An 18,663-nucleotide genomic window follows, 5' to 3' on the forward strand; every position below is an offset into this window, starting at 1 on the left:
CCGGGCTGTGTGCGATGGGCCGTCAGGCCATCCCAAGGTGCAAGTCCAACTGCGCCAAGCGTTGCGGCGTACCGACGTCTGTCCACCGTCCATTGTAGTGCCGGCCTAAAACCTGGCAAGCCGCCATGGCCTGGCGCAGCAAGGGCGCCAGTTTGGCGGGGGCGCTGGGGCTCAGGCCCTGGAACAGGGCCGGCTGGTAGATGCCGATGCCGGTAAACGTAAACAAGTCGGGCCGCGATGCCGAAGTTGCCGGACTATGGTCGTCGTTGCATACGACGCTGTCGCCGGCCAGTCCGAAGTCGCCGTCGGGATGATGTTCGGGGTTGTCGGCCAGTAAAAGCCACGCCAGCTTGTTTTGCCGGGCCAGCTGCATGGCAATGGCCGGCGCGGCGGCCGGGTCCCAGTCGCACCAGATGTCGCCGTTGACCACCAGAAACGGCTCTTGTCCCAGAAGATGCAGCGCATGGGCGATGCCGCCCGCGGTCTCCAGCGGTTCCGATTCGGGCGAATAGCGGATGCGCGCGCCGTAGCGGCTGCCGTCTTGCAGGTACGCTTCGATTTGGCCGCCCAGCCATGCGTGGTTGATGACAATATCGCGGATGCCCGCGCGAACCAGGCGTTCTATATGCCAGACTATCAGCGGCTTGCCGCCGGCCCGCAGCAGCGGCTTGGGCGTGGCGTCGGTCAGAGGGCGCATGCGTTCGCCGCGCCCCGCCGCCAGGATCATGGCCTGCATCAGAATGTATACCCGACCGTGACCTGGCGATTGTCGAGCTTGTCGAGCAAGCGCAGCAGGGGCGTAAACACGCCGTAGCGAGCCGCCACTTGCCTGACATAGGCATTGACGCGCGGCATGTGGTCAAGGTAGTGGTGCTTCTGGTCGCGATGCGACAGGCGCGCGAATACGCCCAGGATGCGCAGGTTGCGTTGCAGGCTCATCCATTCGTAAGCGCGATGAAAGTCGGCGAAGTCCGGCGCTATCGGCAGCCCCGCGGCGCGGGCGGCTTCCCAGTAGCGGATGGCCCAGTCCAGTTGTTGCGGTTCTTCCCAGGTGTGGCGCGCATCCATGACCAAAGAGGCCAGGTCGTAGGTAAGCGGGCCGGCCAGGGCGTCCTGGTAGTCGATGACGCCCGGATTTGAGCCATGCTCGGGCTTGGCGCAAACCATAAGATTGGGCGAATGAAAGTCGCGATGAACCAGCACCGTGGGCTGCGCCGCGTTGTCGCGGGTCAGGGCGGCGAAGGTTTTTTCCAGCATGGCCAGGTCCTGGTCGCCAAGCTGGGCCTGGCAATGCCGGCGGGCATACCATTCGGGGAACAGGGCCAGTTCTTGTGCAAGGCGTTCGGTGTCGTAGAGCGGCAGCCCGGTGGTCTGGGCCTGCTGCATGCCGACCAGGGCGCCAATTGCGTCGCGGTATAGCGTTTGCAGGGCGGCGTCTTCAAGGCCCGACTGGATGGCCTGGTAGTAAGTGGTGGGCCCGAGGTCGGAGATCAGCAGCAGGCCTTGCTGCAGGTCTTGCGCAAGTATGCTGGGGACATTGATGCCTGCGCTCTTGAGCAGGCCCGTAACATGCACAAAGGGGCGGCAGTCTTCGTGCGCCGGGGGGGCGTCCATGACAATTGCCGTGCCCGAACTGCTGTCAAGCCGAAAATAGCGGCGAAAGCTTGCGTCGCTGGAAGCGGGCCGCAACGAGGCCAGGTCCAGGCCATGGGTGGAAGCCAGGCCTTCAAGCCAGTGTGTTAAGGTTGCCAGCCGAGGATCGGCGCCGGTATGTGAAGTGGATGCCATGAGTACTTGGAGAAATATCCGTCCGGCAAGGGACGGCTAAAGTGATATGAATGTTAACCGCAGAATGCTCGGCTTCTCTATAATACCGGGTTGCCGAACATCCTGTGCTGGTAACTGTGCCAAAATATAGGCTGTTTTTTGGGGGCGAAATACTCGTGCGTTTGGCTTGGTTGGCAATTTTCTTTGCGGTAGGTGGTGCGGCGACGGCTCAGGCCCAAGAGCCGGCTGTCGGCACGCCGGCGGCAAGTACGCAGCTTGCCCCGCTGCAGGCTTCGCCCAAGCTCAACCTGCACACGAAAATCCAGGACAACGATATTGCGTCCTTCATGGTCGCCGACAAGATGGAAACCGACCAGGACGGCAAGGTCATACTGATCGGTTCGGCCCAGGTGCGGCGCATCGATTCGGTGGTCAAGGGCGACTATATCGATTACCAGAAAGACACCGGCCAGGTACGCGTGCGGGGCAATGGCCTTATCATGCGCGACGGCAGCATCATTCGCGGGCCGGCCATGGACTACAACATGGACCACGAGTCCGGCGAAGTGGACTTCCCCGACTTCTGGCTGGGGGCCGGCGGCGGCTCGGGCACCGCTTCAAAAGGCGAAATGTTCAGTCGCAGCGAAATGCGCCTCAACGACGTTACCTATGCCGGTTGCCCTTGCCCGGACCCCGCGTGGTACATCGAGGCGCCCAAGGTCGACTTCCATATCGACGACAACGAAGGCGTGGCGCACAACGGCGTGCTGTATTTCAAGGGCGTGCCGCTGCTGGCGTCGCCTTATTTGTCCTTCCCCTTGCGCAAAGAGCGCAAGTCCGGGTTTTTGCTGCCCACCTATGGCGGTTCAAGCAATAGCGGCCTGGAATTCACCCTGCCGTATTACTTCAACCTGGCTCCGAATTACGATCTGACGCTGACGCCGCGCTATATGGCCAAGCGCGGCGTGCAGTTGGGCAGCGAATTCCGCTACCTGGGCGCCGACTACAGCGGGCAGGTAAGCGGTACCTACCTGAACAACGACAAGCAGGCCCAGCAAAACCGCTGGATGTACTGGTGGCAGCACCAGCAGACCTTTGGCGGCGGGTTTTATGCCAACGTCGATGTCAGCAAGGTTTCCGACGATAATTATTTTCGCGACTTTTCGGTCATAGGCCTGAACCAGGCCACCACCAATTATTTGCCACGCATGGCTACCCTGGGCTGGAGCGGGGCCAAGTACTGGACCGCGTCCGTGCAGGCGTATACCTACCAAACCTTGCAAGACACCAGTGAAGGCGCCGGCTATCTTGCGCCGCCTTACGACAAATTGCCCGAACTATATGTGCGCGGAGCGCGCTACGATTGGGGCGGGTTTGATGTGGCCTCCACCAACTATGCAACCCGCTTTGTTTCGCCGGTGTACAAAGGCAATGTCCCGCAGTATCAGCCGTACAACGGCATACATATTTTGCCCGACGGCACGCGATACTCTTCGTACAACACTATCTCGTATCCAATAGTGCGGGCCGGCTGGTATGTGACGCCTAAGATCGGCATGCATCTAAGCCAATACAACACCGAGTGGTACGGCTTGCCGCAGTATGCCGGCTTCCCCAGGACGCAATCGCGCGCCGTGCCCATCATGTCGGTCGACTCGGGCATGACCTTCGAGCGCAAGGCATCGTTTTTCGGCAACGATGCAATCCAGACTCTTGAGCCGCGCCTTTACTATCTGAAAGTGCCGTATCGGGACCAATCGCAGATTCCTGTGTTCGATACCGGGCTGGCTACCTTCAATTTCTCGCAGGCTTTCGACGAAAACATCTTCAGCGGCGGCTGGGATCGCATTGCCGATGCCAACCAGCTTACGCTGGGGCTGACGACCCGCTGGCTGGACGAGTCCACTGGATTCGAGCGCTTGTCGCTGTCTGCCGCCCAGCGCATTTATTTTGCCAATCAATATGTCACCTTGCCTGGCGGTGCTCCGCGGCTGGACAAAAAGTCCGACTATCTGGTTGGCGTCAACGCCGCACTGACCGATACGCTGACTACGCGATTCGACGCACAGTTCAACCCCGAGAACAACAAGCGTAACCGCATGACTGCGGGCTTGCGCTGGCAGCCCAAGCGCCTGGCCACACTGGCGGCCACCTATCGCTACGAGCGCGACCCGCAGCAAATGAGCAACCCGGCCATTGTGTACAACCCCAATTATGTAAACCTGACCAAAGAGCAGGTTTCCGTAACCGCGCAATGGCCGCTTACCAAAAAACTCTTCACGCTGGGCCGTATCGACTATTCTTTACAGGAAAAGCGATCAACGCAGTCTATTGTCGGGCTGGAATACAAGGGCGACTGCTGCTGGACGGCGCGCGTTGTATATCAACGTTATGCGGTTTCGCTTAAAGATACGAACACCGCCGTGTTCTTCCAGCTTGTGCTGGGCGGCTTGGGGTCGCTGGGTACGGATCCCATCGGATTGCTGGGCAGGTCCATTACCGGCTATCAAAATATTACGTCACCAGTGCCAGACAAAACCACCTTCGAGAGGTATGAGTAATGCGTAGTCTGCATATGAAACAATGGCTTGCATGCGCCATGCTTCCCGCCCTGGCGGCCATGGCGCCGGCCTGGGCAGCCAAGGCCGCGCCTGCGGCCAAGCAGCAGCCGAGCCAGGCCGCCAAAGAACAGTTTGTGGACGGCATTGCCGCCGTCGTCAACAAGCGTGTCATTACCCTGGGCCAGGTCGAGGCCGAGACCAAGCTTGCGTTGGCCCAGCTGCGCCAGCGCAAAATCGAGGCGCCCGATATCCAGACTTTGCGCAAGCAGGTGTTGCAGCGCATGATTACCGATGAACTCATCCGCCAGGAAGCCGACAAACGCGGCATCAAGGTAAACGATGCCCAATTGCAGCAGGCGGTCGAATCCATTGCCCAGCGCAACAAGATTCCTGTGGCGCGCTTGCGCCAGGAAATCGAAAAGTCCGGCGTCAGCTGGGACGACTACCTCAAGAACCTGCGCCACGAAATCAGCGTCGACATGCTGCGCCAGCGCGCGGTGGACAGCACGATACGCATTTCGGATAGCGATATCGACGCTTACCTGAAAAACCCGCCGCCGCAAGAAGGCCTGCCACAGCCCCAGGGGCAGCAACCCGCGGGCCAGGCCGGCGCACAGCAGGCCGCGCCGCGGGTCCTGGGATTGGCGCAAATCCTGGTCGCGGTGCCCGAAGGCGCGCCAGCCGACAAGGTGCAAGAATTGCGACGCAAGGCCGAAGCCATTTTGGCCCGCCTGAAGGGCGGCGCCGACTTTGCCAGCACAGCGGCGGCTTCGTCCGACGGACCGCAAGCGCTCAAGGGCGGCGAACTGGGCGTACGGCCGGCCGACGGCTGGCCCGATCTGTTCCTCAAGGCTACGCAAAATCTTAAAGCCGGCCAAATCACCGGCATATTGCAAAGCGGCAATGGTTTTCACATTCTTAAGGTCCTGACGCGCGGGCAAGAACCCGCCGCCGCATCGGCGCCGATGGACATCACGTCCACAAACGCTCCGACGCAGCCGCAAGGGCCGATGATGGTGACGCAGACCCACGTGCGCCACATTCTTATCAAGGTCGACAAAGCCATGTCCGACGAACGCGCCCACGAGCGCCTGGTGCAACTGCGCCAGCGGCTTGAAATGGGCGAAAAGTTCGACGACCTTGCCAAGCGCTATTCAGAAGATGCGTCCGCACCGCAAGGCGGCGATTTGGGCTGGGTCAATCCCGGCGAAACCGTCTTGCCCTTCGAGCAAGCCATGAACGCCCTGCAGCCGGGCCAGATCAGCGAACCCGTCAAGACGCAGTTCGGCTGGCATCTTATCCAGGTCGAGGATCGCCGCACCAAGGACATGGAAACCGAGTTCAAGCGCATGCAGGCGCGCCAGGCTTTGTTCCAGCGCCGCGTCGAGCCCGCATTCGAAGATTGGCTCAGCCAGTTGCATGGCCAGGCCTATATCGATAACCGGCTCGACCCGCAAACCAGTCAAAAGCCGCGTTAAGCCTAAATGACGCATCAGGCACGCAAGCGTTTCGGCCAGAATTTCCTGGTCGATGAAGGGGTTGTCGAGTCGATCGTGCGGGCCATCGCGCCGGCATCGGGCGAAAACGTAGTGGAAATCGGCCCAGGGCTGTCGGCATTGACCCAGCCCCTGCTGCGGTCGCTGGATCGCCTGACGGTCATCGAAATCGACCGCGACCTCGCGGCCCGCCTGCGCAAGACATATCCGCCGGATCGCCTCGTTGTTGTGGAAGACGACGTGCTGAAGGTCGATTTTTCCGCGTTGGGCGACAAGCTGCGCATTGTGGGCAATTTGCCTTACAACATTTCCAGCCCCTTGCTGTTTCATCTAATGCCCTATGCCGGGCAGGTGGTCGACCAGCATTTCATGCTACAGCGCGAAGTCATCGATCGCATGGTGGCCAAACCCTCGTCGTCCGACTACAGCCGCTTGTCGGTCATGCTGCAATCGCGCTATCACATGGTCAAGCTGTTCGACGTGCAGCCCGAGGCGTTCGATCCGCCGCCGCGCGTGGTTTCCGCCATCGTGCGCATGACGCCGCTGCCTGAAGACCGACCCCAACCCCTGAGCTTTCACGCCTTTGAACAGGTCGTGCTTAAGTCATTTGCGCAGCGGCGCAAGATGCTGCGCCGGGGACTGGCTGAATGGGCGGGTTCCATCGACTGGACTGGCTTGGGCATACCCGAGACGGCCCGCGCCGAAGAATTGTCGGTGGCGCAATTCATTGCGCTTTCCGACAGCCTGTTTGCCAAAGGCGTGCTCAAGGGCTAGCGCAGGGCGCCGCTCGCAGCCCGATTTGCAGGCCTTCGCGGGATCAGCCGAAAAACCAGTAGCACACGCCAATCGAAGCCAGCACGCCGGCTATGTCGGCCGTCAGCGCGCAACTGACGGCATGCCGGGTGCGCTGGATGCCGACGGCGCCGAAATACACCGCAAGAACATAGAAGGTCGTTTCGGTGCTGCCTTGGACTGTTGCGGCCAGCAAGGCGGGAAAGCTGTCCACGCCAAAGTGCTGCATGGTTTCGATCAGCATGGCGCGTGCGGCGCTGCCCGAAAACGGCTTGACCAGGGCTGTCGGCAAAGCATCGATAAAGCGGGTGTCCAGGCTTAGCGCGTGCGCGCTCCAGCGTATGGCGTCAAGCAATACATCCAGCGCGCCCGAGGCGCGCAAGGCGCCGATGGCGCACAGCATGGCCACAAGATACGGCAATAGTTCTTTGGATATGTCGAAGCCTTCTTTGGCTCCTTCGATAAACGCATCGTAGACGGGTATTTTCTTCCAGGCGCCCACGACCAGAAAGGCGACGATGATGCCGAACATGGTCAGGTTGCCCATCAGCGAGGACAGGGCGCCCAGGGCGGCGGCCGTGAGCGTGGACAAGAAGGCCATGAAGACGCCCAGGGCAAGAATGAATCCGCCTATCCATGCCAGCACGACCGGATCGCGCAGCTTGATTTTTTGCACCATGGCAACCACCAGCAAGCCGGTCAGCGACGAGGCTGTCGTAGCCAGGAGAATGGGCAAAAAAACCATGGCCGGGTCGGGAGCGCCTTGCTGGGCCCTGTACATGAAGATAGTGACCGGCAGCAAGGTCAGCGAGGACGCGTTCAGGACCAGGAACAGGATCTGCGCATTGGTGGCGGTTTTGGGGTCGGGGTTGAGCGTTTGCAGAGAGCGCATGGCGCGCAGGCCAATGGGCGTTGCCGCGTTATCCAGCCCCAGGGCGTTGGCGGCAAAGTTCAAGGTAATAAGCCCCAGCGCAGGGTGGCCTGCCGGCACCTCGGGCATCAGGCGGCGAAACAACGGGCTTAGCAGCCTGGACAATTGGTTGATCAGGCCGGCCTTTTCGGCGATGCGCAAAAAGCCCAGCCACAGCGTAAGCAAGCCAAACAGCAAAACCATGAGCTCAACGGAAAGCTTGGCCATTTCGAACAGGCTTTGCACAATGCGCGCGAAGACTTCGGGGTCATGCAGAAACAGCCATTGATGCAGGCCTGAAAGCGCCGCAATAAGAAAAAATGCCAGCCAAAGCGTATTGAGCATAGAGTTGCCGGGTGAGCCTTTAGTGTCCTGGTCGTCTTGCTTGGTCTGGTTCGGTGCATCCGAACTTGATTGCGGCAACCGGCCACTAGGGCACAGGTCTTGATTCCATGGTTGAGGGTTGGGTGGGCAAGCCGTGAAATTGTCGCAGAGTCTGGCCGCGCAGGCACGCATTAATTGGCATCTGCCATGCCGGCATGCGGTGCGCGGTCTGTCGCGGGCTGTTCAGGGCCGGTTCTTCTGGGGGATAATACTTCAGGGATCTTATCAAAAGGAATGTTATGGACTGGAGAGCCTGGCGCCGTCAGTGGTTGACCGAACCTTTGTATCGCAAGGCGGGTGCGGCCATGCCGCGCCTGTCCGCAACTGAGCAAGAGGCCATAGACGCGGGCGATGTCTGGTGGGATGCGCAGTTGTTTTCGGGGCAGCCCGACTGGCAGGCGTTTTTTGCAACGCCGCCCGCAGCGCTGACAGCGCAGGAGCAGGCCTTCCTGGACGGCCCGGTGGCGCAACTGTGCGCCATGCTCGACGATTGGGATATCTCCTGGAATCGCTACGATCTGCCGCCGCAAGTATGGTCGTTTCTGAAGGACAACGGCTTTTTCGGCATGATTATCCCGCGCCAGTACGGCGGGCTTGGGTTTTCGGCGTATGCGCATTCCGAAGTGGTCAGCCGCATATCCGTGCGTTCGGTTACCTGCGCGGTGACTGTCATGGTGCCCAATTCCTTGGGGCCGGGCGAACTGCTGTTGCAGTTCGGCACACAAGAGCAGCGCGACTACTGGCTGCCGCGCCTGGCCCAAGGCCAGGAAATCCCAAGCTTCGGCCTGACCAGCCCCGAAGCCGGCTCCGATGCCGCCGCCATGACCGATACCGGCGTGGTGTGCAAACAAATGGTCGACGGGGTGGAAGAACTGGGCATACGCCTGAACTGGGGCAAGCGCTACATTACCTTGAGCCCGGTTGCCACGGTGCTGGGCCTGGCTTTCAAGCTGCTCGATCCCGACCATCTTATCGGCAGCGACACCGAGGTTGGCATTTCGGTTGCCCTGGTGCCGACCAATTTGCCCGGCATCACCATCGGGCGCCGGCACCTGCCTTCCATGCAGGCCTTCCAGAACGGGCCCAACCAGGGAAAAGACGTTTTCGTTCCCATCAGTGCCTTGATCGGCGGGGTTGAAAAAGCCGGGCAGGGCTGGGCCATGCTGATGAGCGCGCTGGCGGCGGGACGCGGCATTTCACTGCCTTCGCTGTCTTCGGCGGCCTGCATGTTTGCGGCGCACACCGCCGGCGCCTATGCGCGTGTGCGTACGCAATTCGGCATACCTATCGGCAAATTCGAAGGCATACAGGAAAAGCTTGGGCGCATGGCGGCCAATGCCTACCTGGTTGAAGCAGCCCGGCGCTTTACCTGCGCAGGACTGGACCAGGGATACAAGCCTTCGGTGGTGTCGGCCATCATGAAGCTGCACGCGACAGAGCGCATGCGCCAGTCCGTCAATGACGCCATGGATGTGCATGCCGGCAAAGCCGTCATCGACGGGCCCAGCAATTACCTGGGCGGGTTGTACCGGGCCTTGCCTGTGGGCATAACGGTGGAAGGAGCCAATATCCTTACGCGCAATCTCATCGTGTTCGGGCAGGGGGCTATCCGCGCCCATCCTTATCTTATGCAAGAGGTCGCGGCACTGGGCAATAGCGACCAGGAAGCAGGTGAAGCGGCCTTCGATGCCGTAATCTGGAAGCATCTGGGCCACAGCACGAAGAATGCCTTGCGGGCCATCGGGCACGCCTGGACCAAGGCGGTGTTTGCTAAGTCGCCTGTGCAGGCCGGCCTGGCGGGGATTTATTACCGGCGCCTGGGCCGCTATGCGGCCGCGTTTTCGCTGGTTTCCGAATTGACCCTGCTGACCTTGGGCGGCTCGCTCAAGCGCCGTGAAATGCTGTCTGCCCGCCTGGGCGACGTCCTGGCCGAGCTCTTTTTGCTTTCGGCCGTGCTCAAGCGCTGGCACGACGAAGGCCAGCACGAGTCCGACTTGCCGCTGGTCCGGTGGTGCGCCGAACAGTCGTTTTTTACGATCGAGCGGCGGCTTAACGATGTGCTGTTCAACTTTCCGGCGCGGGGCCTGGCGATAGTGCTGCGTTTTTTATTGCAGCCGCCCGCAATGAAAGCCAAGCCGCCGTCCGACCAGCTTACCGCCACGTGCGCCGATATTCTGCTTGAGCCCTCCGAGTCGCGTGACCGGCTGGTGGGCGCCGTGTGGACCACCTGCAATAGCGCCAGCGTCGAGCAACTGGAATATGCGTTCGAACAGGTGGTGCAGGCCCAGCCGATACTCGACCGGCTAAAGCACGGCGGCCTGAAGGACTGGCGCGTGGCGCATGCCAAAGGCGCCTTGACCGATGCCCAGGCGCAATTGCTGGAACGGATGCAGGCGGCTGTTGCGGCGGTGGTCAACGTCGACGATTTCGCGCCCGACGCCTTTGCGCGCAAGCCTGCTTAGGCGGCCTTGCGCTGGATCAGTTCGATCTGGTAGCCGTCGGGGTCGGTGACGAAGGCAATGACCGTCTTGCCGTGCTTCATGGGACCGGCTTCGCGTGTAACGCGCCCGCCTTTTTGCTTGATTTGCTCACAGGCCTTGTAGGCGTCTTCGACCTCCAGGGCAATATGGCCATAGGCGTTGCCCAGGTCGTACTCTGAAGTCTCCCAGTTGTGGGTCAGTTCAAGCACCGCGCCTTCGCTTTCGTCCTGGTAGCCGACAAAGGCCAGGGTGAACTTGCCTTCGGGGTAGTCGCTGCGGCGCAAAAGGCGCATGCCCAGGACTTCTGTGTAAAAGGCCAGGGAACGGTCCAGGTTGCCGACGCGCAGCATGGTGTGCAGTAATCGCATGGTTCATCTCCAAAAATTGGGTCGCCGGCCAGTTTGAACGCATGGCCGAACAGCGCACTAGATAAGCGGCAGGGTGGCAGGGTCGTGCTGGCGCAGTGCGTTGCGCGCTTGCTCGAAGCCGGGCAGTATGCGTCCCACTTCGCGCCAAAACTCCCTGCTGTGGTTCATTTCTTTCAGGTGGGCCAGTTCGTGGGCGACAACGTAGTCGATAATGGCGTGATCGAAGTGGATCAAGCGCCAGTTCAACATGATGTTGCCGTCGCTGTTGCACGAACCCCAGCGCGTGGCGGCCGACGACAAGCGCCAGCGTCTTGCCTGCAATTGGCTGGATTGCTGGAAGTGCTCCATGCGCTGTCCGAACCATTCGGCCGCCTTCAGTTGCAGCCAGGCATGGGCGCTGTCGCGCACGCGCTGGTGCTCGGCAGTGCCGGGCAGGGGCAGGCGCAGAATGTCGCCGTCCCTGGGCTTGAATGCATCGCCCTCGAAGGCGTGGCCGTCATGGGCATTGCCCAATTTAAGAATAATACGCTTTCCCAGGTAGGGAATATTGCCGCCGTCCTGCCAGTGCGTGTCGGCCATGGCCAACTGTTCCTGGCGGGCTTGGCGGATTTGCAGCTTGCCAAGTATCCAGCGCGATTTCTCGGCTACCGTGGCATCGACCTGCGCCAGCGTAACCCAGCCCGGCGCGGTAACGTGCAAGCCGTCGTCGTTGATGACCAGGCCGATGCTTTTGCGGCGCGAGCGCCTCAAGATGAATCCGATGACCTGTTCGTGGGTGCGTACTTCGCGCCAACGGGCGCCTTCGGGCAAAGTGGGAGGGCGCGGTGTGGCAACGACAGTGATTTCGGGCGGGGCCTGAGATGGACGGGCAGCAGGAACCGGCGCCGTCTCGACAGGCACCGGGTCGGCGGCGAACAGATCAAGTTGTAGAACCTGGCCCATATCGTTCCGGGTTGAGTCGGCGCATTTCATCTTCTATCCATTGCTGGACTTTTTGGTTCAGCGCTTCGGCATCCAGCCCCGCGCTCTCGATGAAGGGGCCTATGGATACGGTGATCAGCCCCGGCTTCTTGATAAATGCGTTGCGCGGCCAGCATTCGCCGGCGTTGTGCGCAATGGGAATCACCCCGGCCCCGGTGCGTACGGCCAGCAGGGCTCCGCCCATTTTATAACGTCCGGTCTTGCCTGGCGCAATGCGCGTGCCTTCAGGAAAAAGGACAGGCCAGCGTCCTTCGTCCAGGCGCTGGCGGCCAAGTTGCACCACCTGCTCGAAGGCGTCGCGGCGTTTGGCGCGGTCGATGGGAATCATGCGCAGCAAGGCCAGGCCCCAGCCGAAAAACGGTACGCGATGCAATTCGCGTTTATAGACGAAGCAGGCTTCGCGGGGCAGGTGGGACGGCAGAAACAGCGTTTCCCAGGCGGACTGGTGTTTGGACAGTACGATGGCGGGTCCGTCTGGAAAGTTGTCGGCGCCCTTGATCTGCCAGCGGATGCCCGTGATGACCCGTGCCCCCCAGATAGCCAGGCGGGGCCAGCCCATCGTAAGCCGATAGCGCATGCGCAATGGCAGCGGCGCCCACAGCATGCAGGCGAACGCATAGGGAATGACCGTTACGACAAGGAACAGAAGGAAAAGAAAGGACCGGATGGCAGCCATGCGTCAGGCCTCCAGCCACGAGTCGACGAAGGCGGCCAGGTCCTTCACGATTCGCGTGCCGGCGGGAAGATCGCCCTGGTCCAGGGTTTTTTGGCCATTGCCGGTCAGGACCAGCCAGGGGGCGCAGCCTGCCGCAACGGACGCCTGCAGGTCGCGCAAGGAGTCTCCCACTGCCGGGACGTCCTTCAGGCTGACGTCGTAGCGGCGTGCTATGTCGGTGTACATGCCCGGTTTGGGCTTGCGGCATGCGCAGCCGTCGTCGGGGCCGTGAGGACAAATGAACACCGAATCAATGTGGCCGCCTGCCTGGGCAAGCTCGGTTCGCATTTTGGCGTGGATGGCGTTAAGAGTCTCCATGCTGAACATGCCGCGCGACAGCCCGGACTGGTTGCTGGCAATGACGACGCGCCAGCCGGCTTGCGACAGCCGCGCAATGGCTTCCAGGCTGCCGGGAAGCGCGATCCATTCGGCGGGGCTTTTGATGAAGGCCTTGCTGTCCTGGTTGATGACGCCGTCGCGATCCAGAATGACTAGTTTCACTGGGCTAACCTTGAAATATCGGCGACCCGGTTCATGGCGCCGTGCAGTTCGTCCAGCAAGGCCAGCCTGTTGGCTCGCACGGCGGGGTCTTCGGCCATGACCATGATGTCGGCAAAGAAAGCGTCGACGGCCTCTTTGGCTTGCGCCATGATGGCCAGGCTGTCGGTAAAGTTGCCCAGTTCGAATTGCGCATCGGCCTGGGGCTTGAGCGTAGCAATGACTTTGGCCAGGGCTTGCTCGGCCGGCTCGGACAATTTCCCGGCATCGACCTTGCCGGGAGCGCCTTCGGCTTTTTTCAGCAAGTTGGCAATGCGCTTGTTGGCCGCGGCCAGGCTGGCCGATTCAGTGCGTTCGGCAAAGCTGGCGCAGGCCTGGATGCGGAACAGCACTTCATGCAATGGCGGCTGCTGGCTAAGCACGGCGTCGACGACATTGCGATCGTAGCCGCTGCCCAATTGATTGCGGTAGCGTTCGTAGATAAAGCCCAGCACTTCGGGAACCGTGCCCGCATTCAGCGGATGCGCGGCGTAGAGCCGGAAGGCCTCTTCAAGCAAGGGCCGCACATGCAGGCCGGCGGCGTTGGGCGTGGCAAGATAGCCGCCCGCGCTTAGTTGCTCGAAGGCGCTGATGATGCCAAGTGCCGCGCGGCGCAGGCCGAAGGGGTCGCGTTCGCCGGTGGGAACCAGCCCAATGCCCCAGATGCCGACCAGGGTTTCAACCCGCTCGGCGATGAACAAAATGGTGGACGTAATGGTGTCCGGCGTAACCGGCTCGTCGATGCGGATGCGGTACTGGTCGCCCAGGGCGCGCACGACCTCTTCGGGCTCGCCGTCGGCCCGGGCGTAATAAGCGCCCATGATGCCTTGCAGTTCCGGGAACTCGGCCACCATGTTGGAATTCAGGTCGGCCTTGGCCAGCAGGGCGGCGCGATCGGCCAGGTCGCCGTCGGCATCGAGCTTGGCGGCAAGGTAGCGGGCGATTTGCCGCACGCGTTCGACGCGTTCCAGCTGGGATCCCAGCTTATTGTGATAGACGCTGTTGGCAAGCGAGTCGACACGCGCCGCCAAAGGCGTCTTGCGGTCTTGCTCGAAAAAGAACTGGGCGTCGGCCAGGCGCGGGCGCACGACGCGCTCGTTGCCCTGGACGATGTTGGACGGGTCGGCCACCTGCATATTGCTGACAATCAGAAAGCGGTGCGTCAGTTGGCCTGTTCCGGGCTCGAACAGCGGGAAGTATTTTTGATTCAGGCGCATGGTCAGAATCAGGCATTCGGGCGGAACGCTTAAAAAGCCTTGATCGAATTGCCCGACATAGACGGTAGGGTGCTCGACCAGCGCGGTAACTTCGTCGAGCAGCGCTTCGACGGCCGGGTCGGTGCCCAGTGTGGCGTTGAGTCTTTGCGCATGGTCTTGCAATTGTCCCGCGATAGCCTGGCGGCGTTCGTTGAACGAGACAATGACCTTGCCCTCGTCAAGCAGTTGCCGGGCATAGGTGTCGGCGTGCTTGATGCTTATGGCGGCCGGAGCCATGAAACGGTGGCCCGCGCTTTCGTTGCCGGCTTCCAGCCCCAAGGCGTGCGCCTTGATGATGTTGCCGCCCCATAAAACGATAAGGCGGTGCGCCGGCCGCACGAACTTGACGCTGCTGACGCCGTCGGCCAATTGATAGCGCATGACCTTGGGAATAGGCAGCGAAACAATGGCGTGCTCCAGAGCTTCCTGGATGGCGTCGGCCAGGCTGCGGCCCGGGGCCGTGCCTTTGGCGTAAAGGTAGTCTTGTTTGCCGTCGGACTCATGGACGAGATCGTCGGGGCCCAGGTGCTCCAGGTTTTTGCTGGCCAGTTTCTTGACCAGGGCAGGCGTGGCCTTGCCTTCAGGAGTCAGGCCAACGGAAGCGGGCATGAGCTTTTCTGTGTAGGCCTGTTCGGGTGCCTGCGCCAGGACATGGCTTAGGTGCACAGCCAGCCGGCGCGGCGTGGCGAAGTCGCTGGTCACGCAAGCGCCACCCAACAGATTTTGCTTGTCCAGTACCGAACGTATGCCTTCGGCAAACGCCAGGCCCAGCTTGTTCAGGGCTTTGGGAGGAAGTTCTTCGGTAAGCAGTTCGACCAGCAGGGGACGGGTTTCAAAAGAGGACGCCGCAGTCATTACGCAGCCTCCGTACTGAGGCGGTTGCCAAGCATGGGAAAGCCCAATTTTTCTCGTGAATCGAAGTAAGCCTGGGCGACGGAGCGCGACAGGTTGCGTATGCGGCCAATATAGGCGGCTCGTTCGGTGACGCTGATGGCGCCGCGGGCGTCCAGCATATTGAAGGTGTGGGCCGCCTTGAGCGTGGCTTCGTAGGCGGGTAGAGCCAGCGGCACTTCAATCAGGCGCGCGGCTTCGGCCTCGTAGTCGTTGAAATGGGCGAACAGCATGCTGGTCGAGGCGTATTCGAAATTGTAGGTGGATTGTTCGACCTCGTTCTGGTGGAAAACGTCGCGGTACAGCACGCGCTGGCCGTCGGCGCCTTCAGTCCAGACCAGGTCGTAGACGCTTTCCACGCCCTGCAAATACATGGCCAGGCGCTCCAGGCCGTAGGTGATTTCGCCCGTGGCCGGCGTGCAATCCAGCCCGCCCACTTGCTGGAAGTAGGTGAACTGCGTGACTTCCATGCCATTGAGCCAGACTTCCCAGCCCAGGCCCCAGGCGCCCAGCGTGGGGTTTTCCCAGTCGTCTTCAACGAAGCGGATATCGTGCTGCTGTGGGTCGATGCCCAGCGCCTTGAGCGACTCTATGTATAGATCGAGGATTTCGGGCGGCGCGGGTTTGAGCACCACCTGGAATTGATAATAGTGTTGCAGCCGGTTCGGGTTTTCGCCATAGCGCCCGTCTTTGGGGCGGCGCGAAGGCTGGACATAGGCCGCGCGCCAGGGCTCGGGACCGATCGAGCGCAGGAAGGTGGCGGTATGCGAGGTGCCCGCGCCCACTTCCATGTCGTAGGGCTGCAAAAGCGCGCAACCTTGTTTGTCCCAGTAGTGCTGGAGCGTCAGAATGATTTGCTGAAAAGTAAGCATGAACGAAAGCCAATAAAGCGAATAGCCGCAAAGAACTGGATTTTACCGTGCTTCGGCGTCGGGATGCAGGGCGCGGTTGGTAACACGCGTTTTATAGAGCCCTGTTTGGTCAGTTGGTAGCGTCATGAGTTCGGATGGCCGGGGCTGCCAGACAACGCAGTATGGCGGCTTCGGGCGCCGAACTTAGGGTGGTTTTTGGAGTGAGGGCAATTGGTCGTATCATACTAAGTTATTGTTTAATGTTTGGTTTTTAAACTGCGGTGCGCTGCGCCCAGGTTCGGGAGAATGCTTTATGTCAGATCTGGTAAAGGTGGAAGTTGTCGAGCGGGTGATGATTATCACCATCAATCGCCCGCAAGCCCGCAATGCAATCAATTATGAGGCCGCGCACGAAATGGCGCAGGTCTTCGACCAGCTCGATGCCGACGACGGCGTGGCGCTGGGCATACTGACCGGTGCGGGCGGCACTTTTTCATCGGGCATGGATCTGAAGGCGTTTGCGGCAACGGGCCAGCGTCCGTTGGTGGCGGGGCGCGGTTTTGGCGGCTTGTGCGAACAGGCAACCAAAAAGCCGCTGATCGCAGCGGTCGAAGGCTATGCCCTGGCCGGCGGCTGCGAGCTGGCCCTGGCTTGCGACCTTATCGTCGCTGCCAACAACGCCAATTTCGGCTTGCCCGAAACCAAGCGCGGCCTGGTGGCCAGTTCGGGCGGCATGTTGCGCCTGCCTCAGCGTATTCCCCACCACATTGCACTGGAAATCATACTTACCGGCGAAATGCTGCCGGCGCAGCGTGCTTACGACCATGGGCTGGTCAACCGCCTGACCGAGCCCGGCCAGGCCATTGAAGGCGCCATGGCCCTGGCCCGCATCATCGCGGCCAACGGCCCATTGGCGGTGCAAACGGCCAAGAAAATCGTCACCGAGGCCAAAGACTGGCGCCAGGCCGACATGTTCGACCTGCAGCGTCCGCGCGTGCAGCATATTTTCGCGTCGGCCGACGCCAAGGAAGGCGCCACCGCATTCGCTGAAAAGCGCCAGCCGGTGTGGCAGGGCAAGTAACAAGGTTTATAGGTATTTTCAATTTTCAGACTCAGAGTGTTATGACAACGATCATCAAAGAAAGCGACTTGATCCAGTCCATTGCGGACGCCGTGCAGTTCATCAGCTTTTATCATCCTGCCGACTACATCCAGCATCTGGCCCGCGCCTACGAGCGCGAGCAAAGCCCGGCGGCCAAGGATGCAATTGCGCAGATCCTGACCAACTCGCGCCTGTGCGCCGAAGGGCACAGGCCCATTTGCCAGGACACCGGCATCGTCAATGTTTTCCTGAAGATAGGCATGAACGCCCGGCTGGATACCCAGCGCAGCCTGCAGGACGTCTGCGACGAAGGCGTGCGTCAGGGTTATCTAAACCCCGACAATCCGCTGCGCGCCTCGGTGCTGAACGACCCATTGTTTACGCGCAAGAACACGCGCGACAACACGCCCTGTATCGTGAACGTCGAGCTGGTGGCCGGCAATACGGTTGACGTGCAGGTTGCAGCCAAGGGCGGCGGTTCTGAAAACAAGTCCAAGTTCGCCATGCTCAACCCCAGCGATTCGCTGGTCGACTGGGTGCTTAAAACCGTACCGACCATGGGCGCGGGCTGGTGCCCGCCCGGCATGCTGGGCATAGGCGTTGGCGGCACAGCCGAAAAAGCCATGCTGATGGCCAAGCAATCGTTGATGGACGATATCGATATGTACGAGCTGCTGGCCCGCGGCCCACAGAACAAGATCGAAGAGCTGCGCATCGAACTCTACGAAAAGGTCAACGCATTGGGAATCGGCGCACAAGGCCTGGGCGGCCTGACCACCGTGCTCGACATCAAGATCAATACCTTCCCCACGCACGCAGCTTCCAAGCCGGTGGCGATGATCCCCAATTGCGCCGCAACACGCCATGTGCATTTTGTGCTGGACGGCTCGGGCCCCGCCGAACTGACTCCGCCTTCGTTGGCGGACTGGCCCGACGTCAATTGGGCGCCCGACTACAACAAGTCGCTGCAGGTGGACCTGAACACGCTGACCAAAGAGCAAGTGGCAAGCTGGAAGCCCGGCCAGACTTTATTGCTGTCGGGCAAGATGCTTACCGGCCGCGATGCGGCGCACAAGCGCATCCAGGAAATGCTCGAGCGCGGCGAATCCCTGCCGGTCGACTTCCGCAATCGCGTTATTTACTATGTCGGTCCTGTCGACCCTGTGCGCGAAGAAGTTGTCGGGCCAGCGGGCCCAACTACGGCAACGCGCATGGACAAGTTCACTGACATGATGCTCGAGCAAACCGGCCTTATCTCCATGATAGGCAAGGCCGAGCGCGGCCCTGTTGCGATCGAGTCCATCCGCAAGCATGGTTCGGCTTATCTTATGGCGGTGGGCGGCTCGGCCTACCTGGTTTCCAAGGCAATACGCGGCGCCAAGGTCGTTGGTTTCGAGGACCTGGGCATGGAAGCCATTTACGAGTTCGATGTCAAGGACATGCCGGTTACCGTGGCGGTCGACTCCACCGGCACATCGGTGCACGAAACCGGCCCGCGCGAATGGAAGTCTCGCATCGCTGAAATTGCGATCATGCCGGTGTAAAGTCATTGGCAAACCGATCGAAGCCGGC

15 protein-coding genes are annotated in these 18,663 nt (G+C 61.0%); 6 read left to right on the forward strand and 9 right to left on the reverse strand.

Translation table 11 applies throughout. The features are described from left to right. Positions 1–22 precede the first annotated feature (22 nt). Positions 23–736, reverse strand: coding sequence for an N-acetylmuramate alpha-1-phosphate uridylyltransferase MurU (murU, locus tag DFR37_RS12330; RefSeq protein WP_113933544.1), 714 nt, complete (start codon positions 734–736; stop codon positions 23–25). Next, positions 736–1,788 carry an aminoglycoside phosphotransferase family protein gene (locus tag DFR37_RS12335; RefSeq protein ID WP_113933545.1) on the reverse strand — a complete coding sequence of 351 codons (1,053 nt, stop codon included), beginning with the start codon at positions 1,786–1,788 and terminating at the stop codon, positions 736–738. The genes murU and DFR37_RS12335 overlap by 1 nt, the downstream gene beginning before the upstream one ends. A 155-nt stretch (positions 1,789–1,943) precedes the next feature. Between DFR37_RS12335 and DFR37_RS12340 the strand changes: the two genes are divergently transcribed. The 3 genes from DFR37_RS12340 to rsmA are packed head-to-tail and all read left to right on the forward strand — an operon-like array spanning position 1,944 to position 6,598. Further along, complete coding sequence (locus DFR37_RS12340; RefSeq protein WP_379881470.1) at positions 1,944–4,328, forward strand: LPS-assembly protein LptD; 2,385 nt, start codon at positions 1,944–1,946, stop codon at positions 4,326–4,328. Further along, on the forward strand, positions 4,328–5,806 hold the full coding sequence (locus DFR37_RS12345; protein WP_245954022.1) for a peptidylprolyl isomerase: 1,479 nt from the start codon (positions 4,328–4,330) through the stop codon (positions 5,804–5,806). Before DFR37_RS12340 ends, DFR37_RS12345 begins: the two co-directional genes overlap by 1 nt. Before the next feature lie 6 nt (positions 5,807–5,812). Further along, positions 5,813–6,598: a 16S rRNA (adenine(1518)-N(6)/adenine(1519)-N(6))-dimethyltransferase RsmA gene (gene rsmA / locus DFR37_RS12350; RefSeq protein WP_113933546.1), complete on the forward strand. Its 786-nt coding sequence runs from the start codon at positions 5,813–5,815 to the stop codon at positions 6,596–6,598. A 43-nt stretch (positions 6,599–6,641) separates the two neighbouring features. On the opposite strand, the gene DFR37_RS12355 is transcribed toward rsmA, so the two are convergent. Then, positions 6,642–7,871 (reverse strand): nucleoside recognition domain-containing protein, encoded by a 1,230-nt coding sequence (locus tag DFR37_RS12355; protein ID WP_113933547.1) that lies wholly within the window; start codon positions 7,869–7,871, stop codon positions 6,642–6,644. A 278-nt stretch (positions 7,872–8,149) separates the two neighbouring features. On the opposite strand from DFR37_RS12355, the gene DFR37_RS12360 reads away from it, so the two are divergent. Beyond that, positions 8,150–10,372, forward strand: a complete 2,223-nt coding sequence (locus DFR37_RS12360) for an acyl-CoA dehydrogenase (RefSeq protein WP_113933548.1) — start codon at positions 8,150–8,152, stop codon at positions 10,370–10,372. Here DFR37_RS12360 and gloA read toward each other — a convergent pair. From gloA to glyQ, 6 genes are read right to left on the reverse strand one after another with little or no spacing between them, the layout of a single operon-like run. Further along, complete coding sequence (gene gloA / locus DFR37_RS12365) at positions 10,369–10,758, reverse strand: lactoylglutathione lyase (RefSeq protein WP_113933549.1); 390 nt, start codon at positions 10,756–10,758, stop codon at positions 10,369–10,371. The two genes, DFR37_RS12360 and gloA, sit on opposite strands and share 4 nt — an antisense overlap. 57 nt (positions 10,759–10,815) lie before the next feature. Further along, positions 10,816–11,700: a M48 family metallopeptidase gene (locus DFR37_RS12370; protein WP_113933550.1), complete on the reverse strand. Its 885-nt coding sequence runs from the start codon at positions 11,698–11,700 to the stop codon at positions 10,816–10,818. Next, a complete protein-coding gene (locus DFR37_RS12375) occupies positions 11,678–12,415 on the reverse strand; it encodes a lysophospholipid acyltransferase family protein (protein ID WP_113933551.1) in 738 nt (245 codons plus the stop codon). Before DFR37_RS12375 ends, DFR37_RS12370 begins: the two co-directional genes overlap by 23 nt. A 3-nt stretch (positions 12,416–12,418) precedes the next feature. Beyond that, on the reverse strand, positions 12,419–12,955 hold the full coding sequence (gene gmhB / locus DFR37_RS12380) for a D-glycero-beta-D-manno-heptose 1,7-bisphosphate 7-phosphatase (protein WP_113933552.1): 537 nt from the start codon (positions 12,953–12,955) through the stop codon (positions 12,419–12,421). Continuing rightward, positions 12,952–15,102 (reverse strand): glycine--tRNA ligase subunit beta, encoded by a 2,151-nt coding sequence (glyS, locus tag DFR37_RS12385; RefSeq protein ID WP_113933553.1) that lies wholly within the window; start codon positions 15,100–15,102, stop codon positions 12,952–12,954. Before glyS ends, gmhB begins: the two co-directional genes overlap by 4 nt. Next, positions 15,102–16,010 (reverse strand): glycine--tRNA ligase subunit alpha, encoded by a 909-nt coding sequence (gene glyQ, locus DFR37_RS12390; protein WP_113933554.1) that lies wholly within the window; start codon positions 16,008–16,010, stop codon positions 15,102–15,104. Before glyQ ends, glyS begins: the two co-directional genes overlap by 1 nt. A 292-nt stretch (positions 16,011–16,302) precedes the next feature. Here glyQ and DFR37_RS12395 point away from each other — a divergent pair, with 292 nt between their 5' ends. Both DFR37_RS12395 and DFR37_RS12400 read left to right on the forward strand, forming a co-directional pair. Next, positions 16,303–17,070, forward strand: a complete 768-nt coding sequence (locus tag DFR37_RS12395; protein WP_113933555.1) for a crotonase/enoyl-CoA hydratase family protein — start codon at positions 16,303–16,305, stop codon at positions 17,068–17,070. A gap of 41 nt (positions 17,071–17,111) precedes the next feature. Then, entirely contained in the window at positions 17,112–18,635 is a 1,524-nt protein-coding gene (locus DFR37_RS12400; RefSeq protein ID WP_113933556.1) for a fumarate hydratase, read from the forward strand. Positions 18,636–18,663 lie beyond the last annotated feature (28 nt).

Source organism: Eoetvoesiella caeni (genome assembly GCF_003315175.1).
GTDB classification, from domain to species: Bacteria; Pseudomonadota; Gammaproteobacteria; order Burkholderiales; family Burkholderiaceae_B; genus Eoetvoesia; species Eoetvoesia caeni.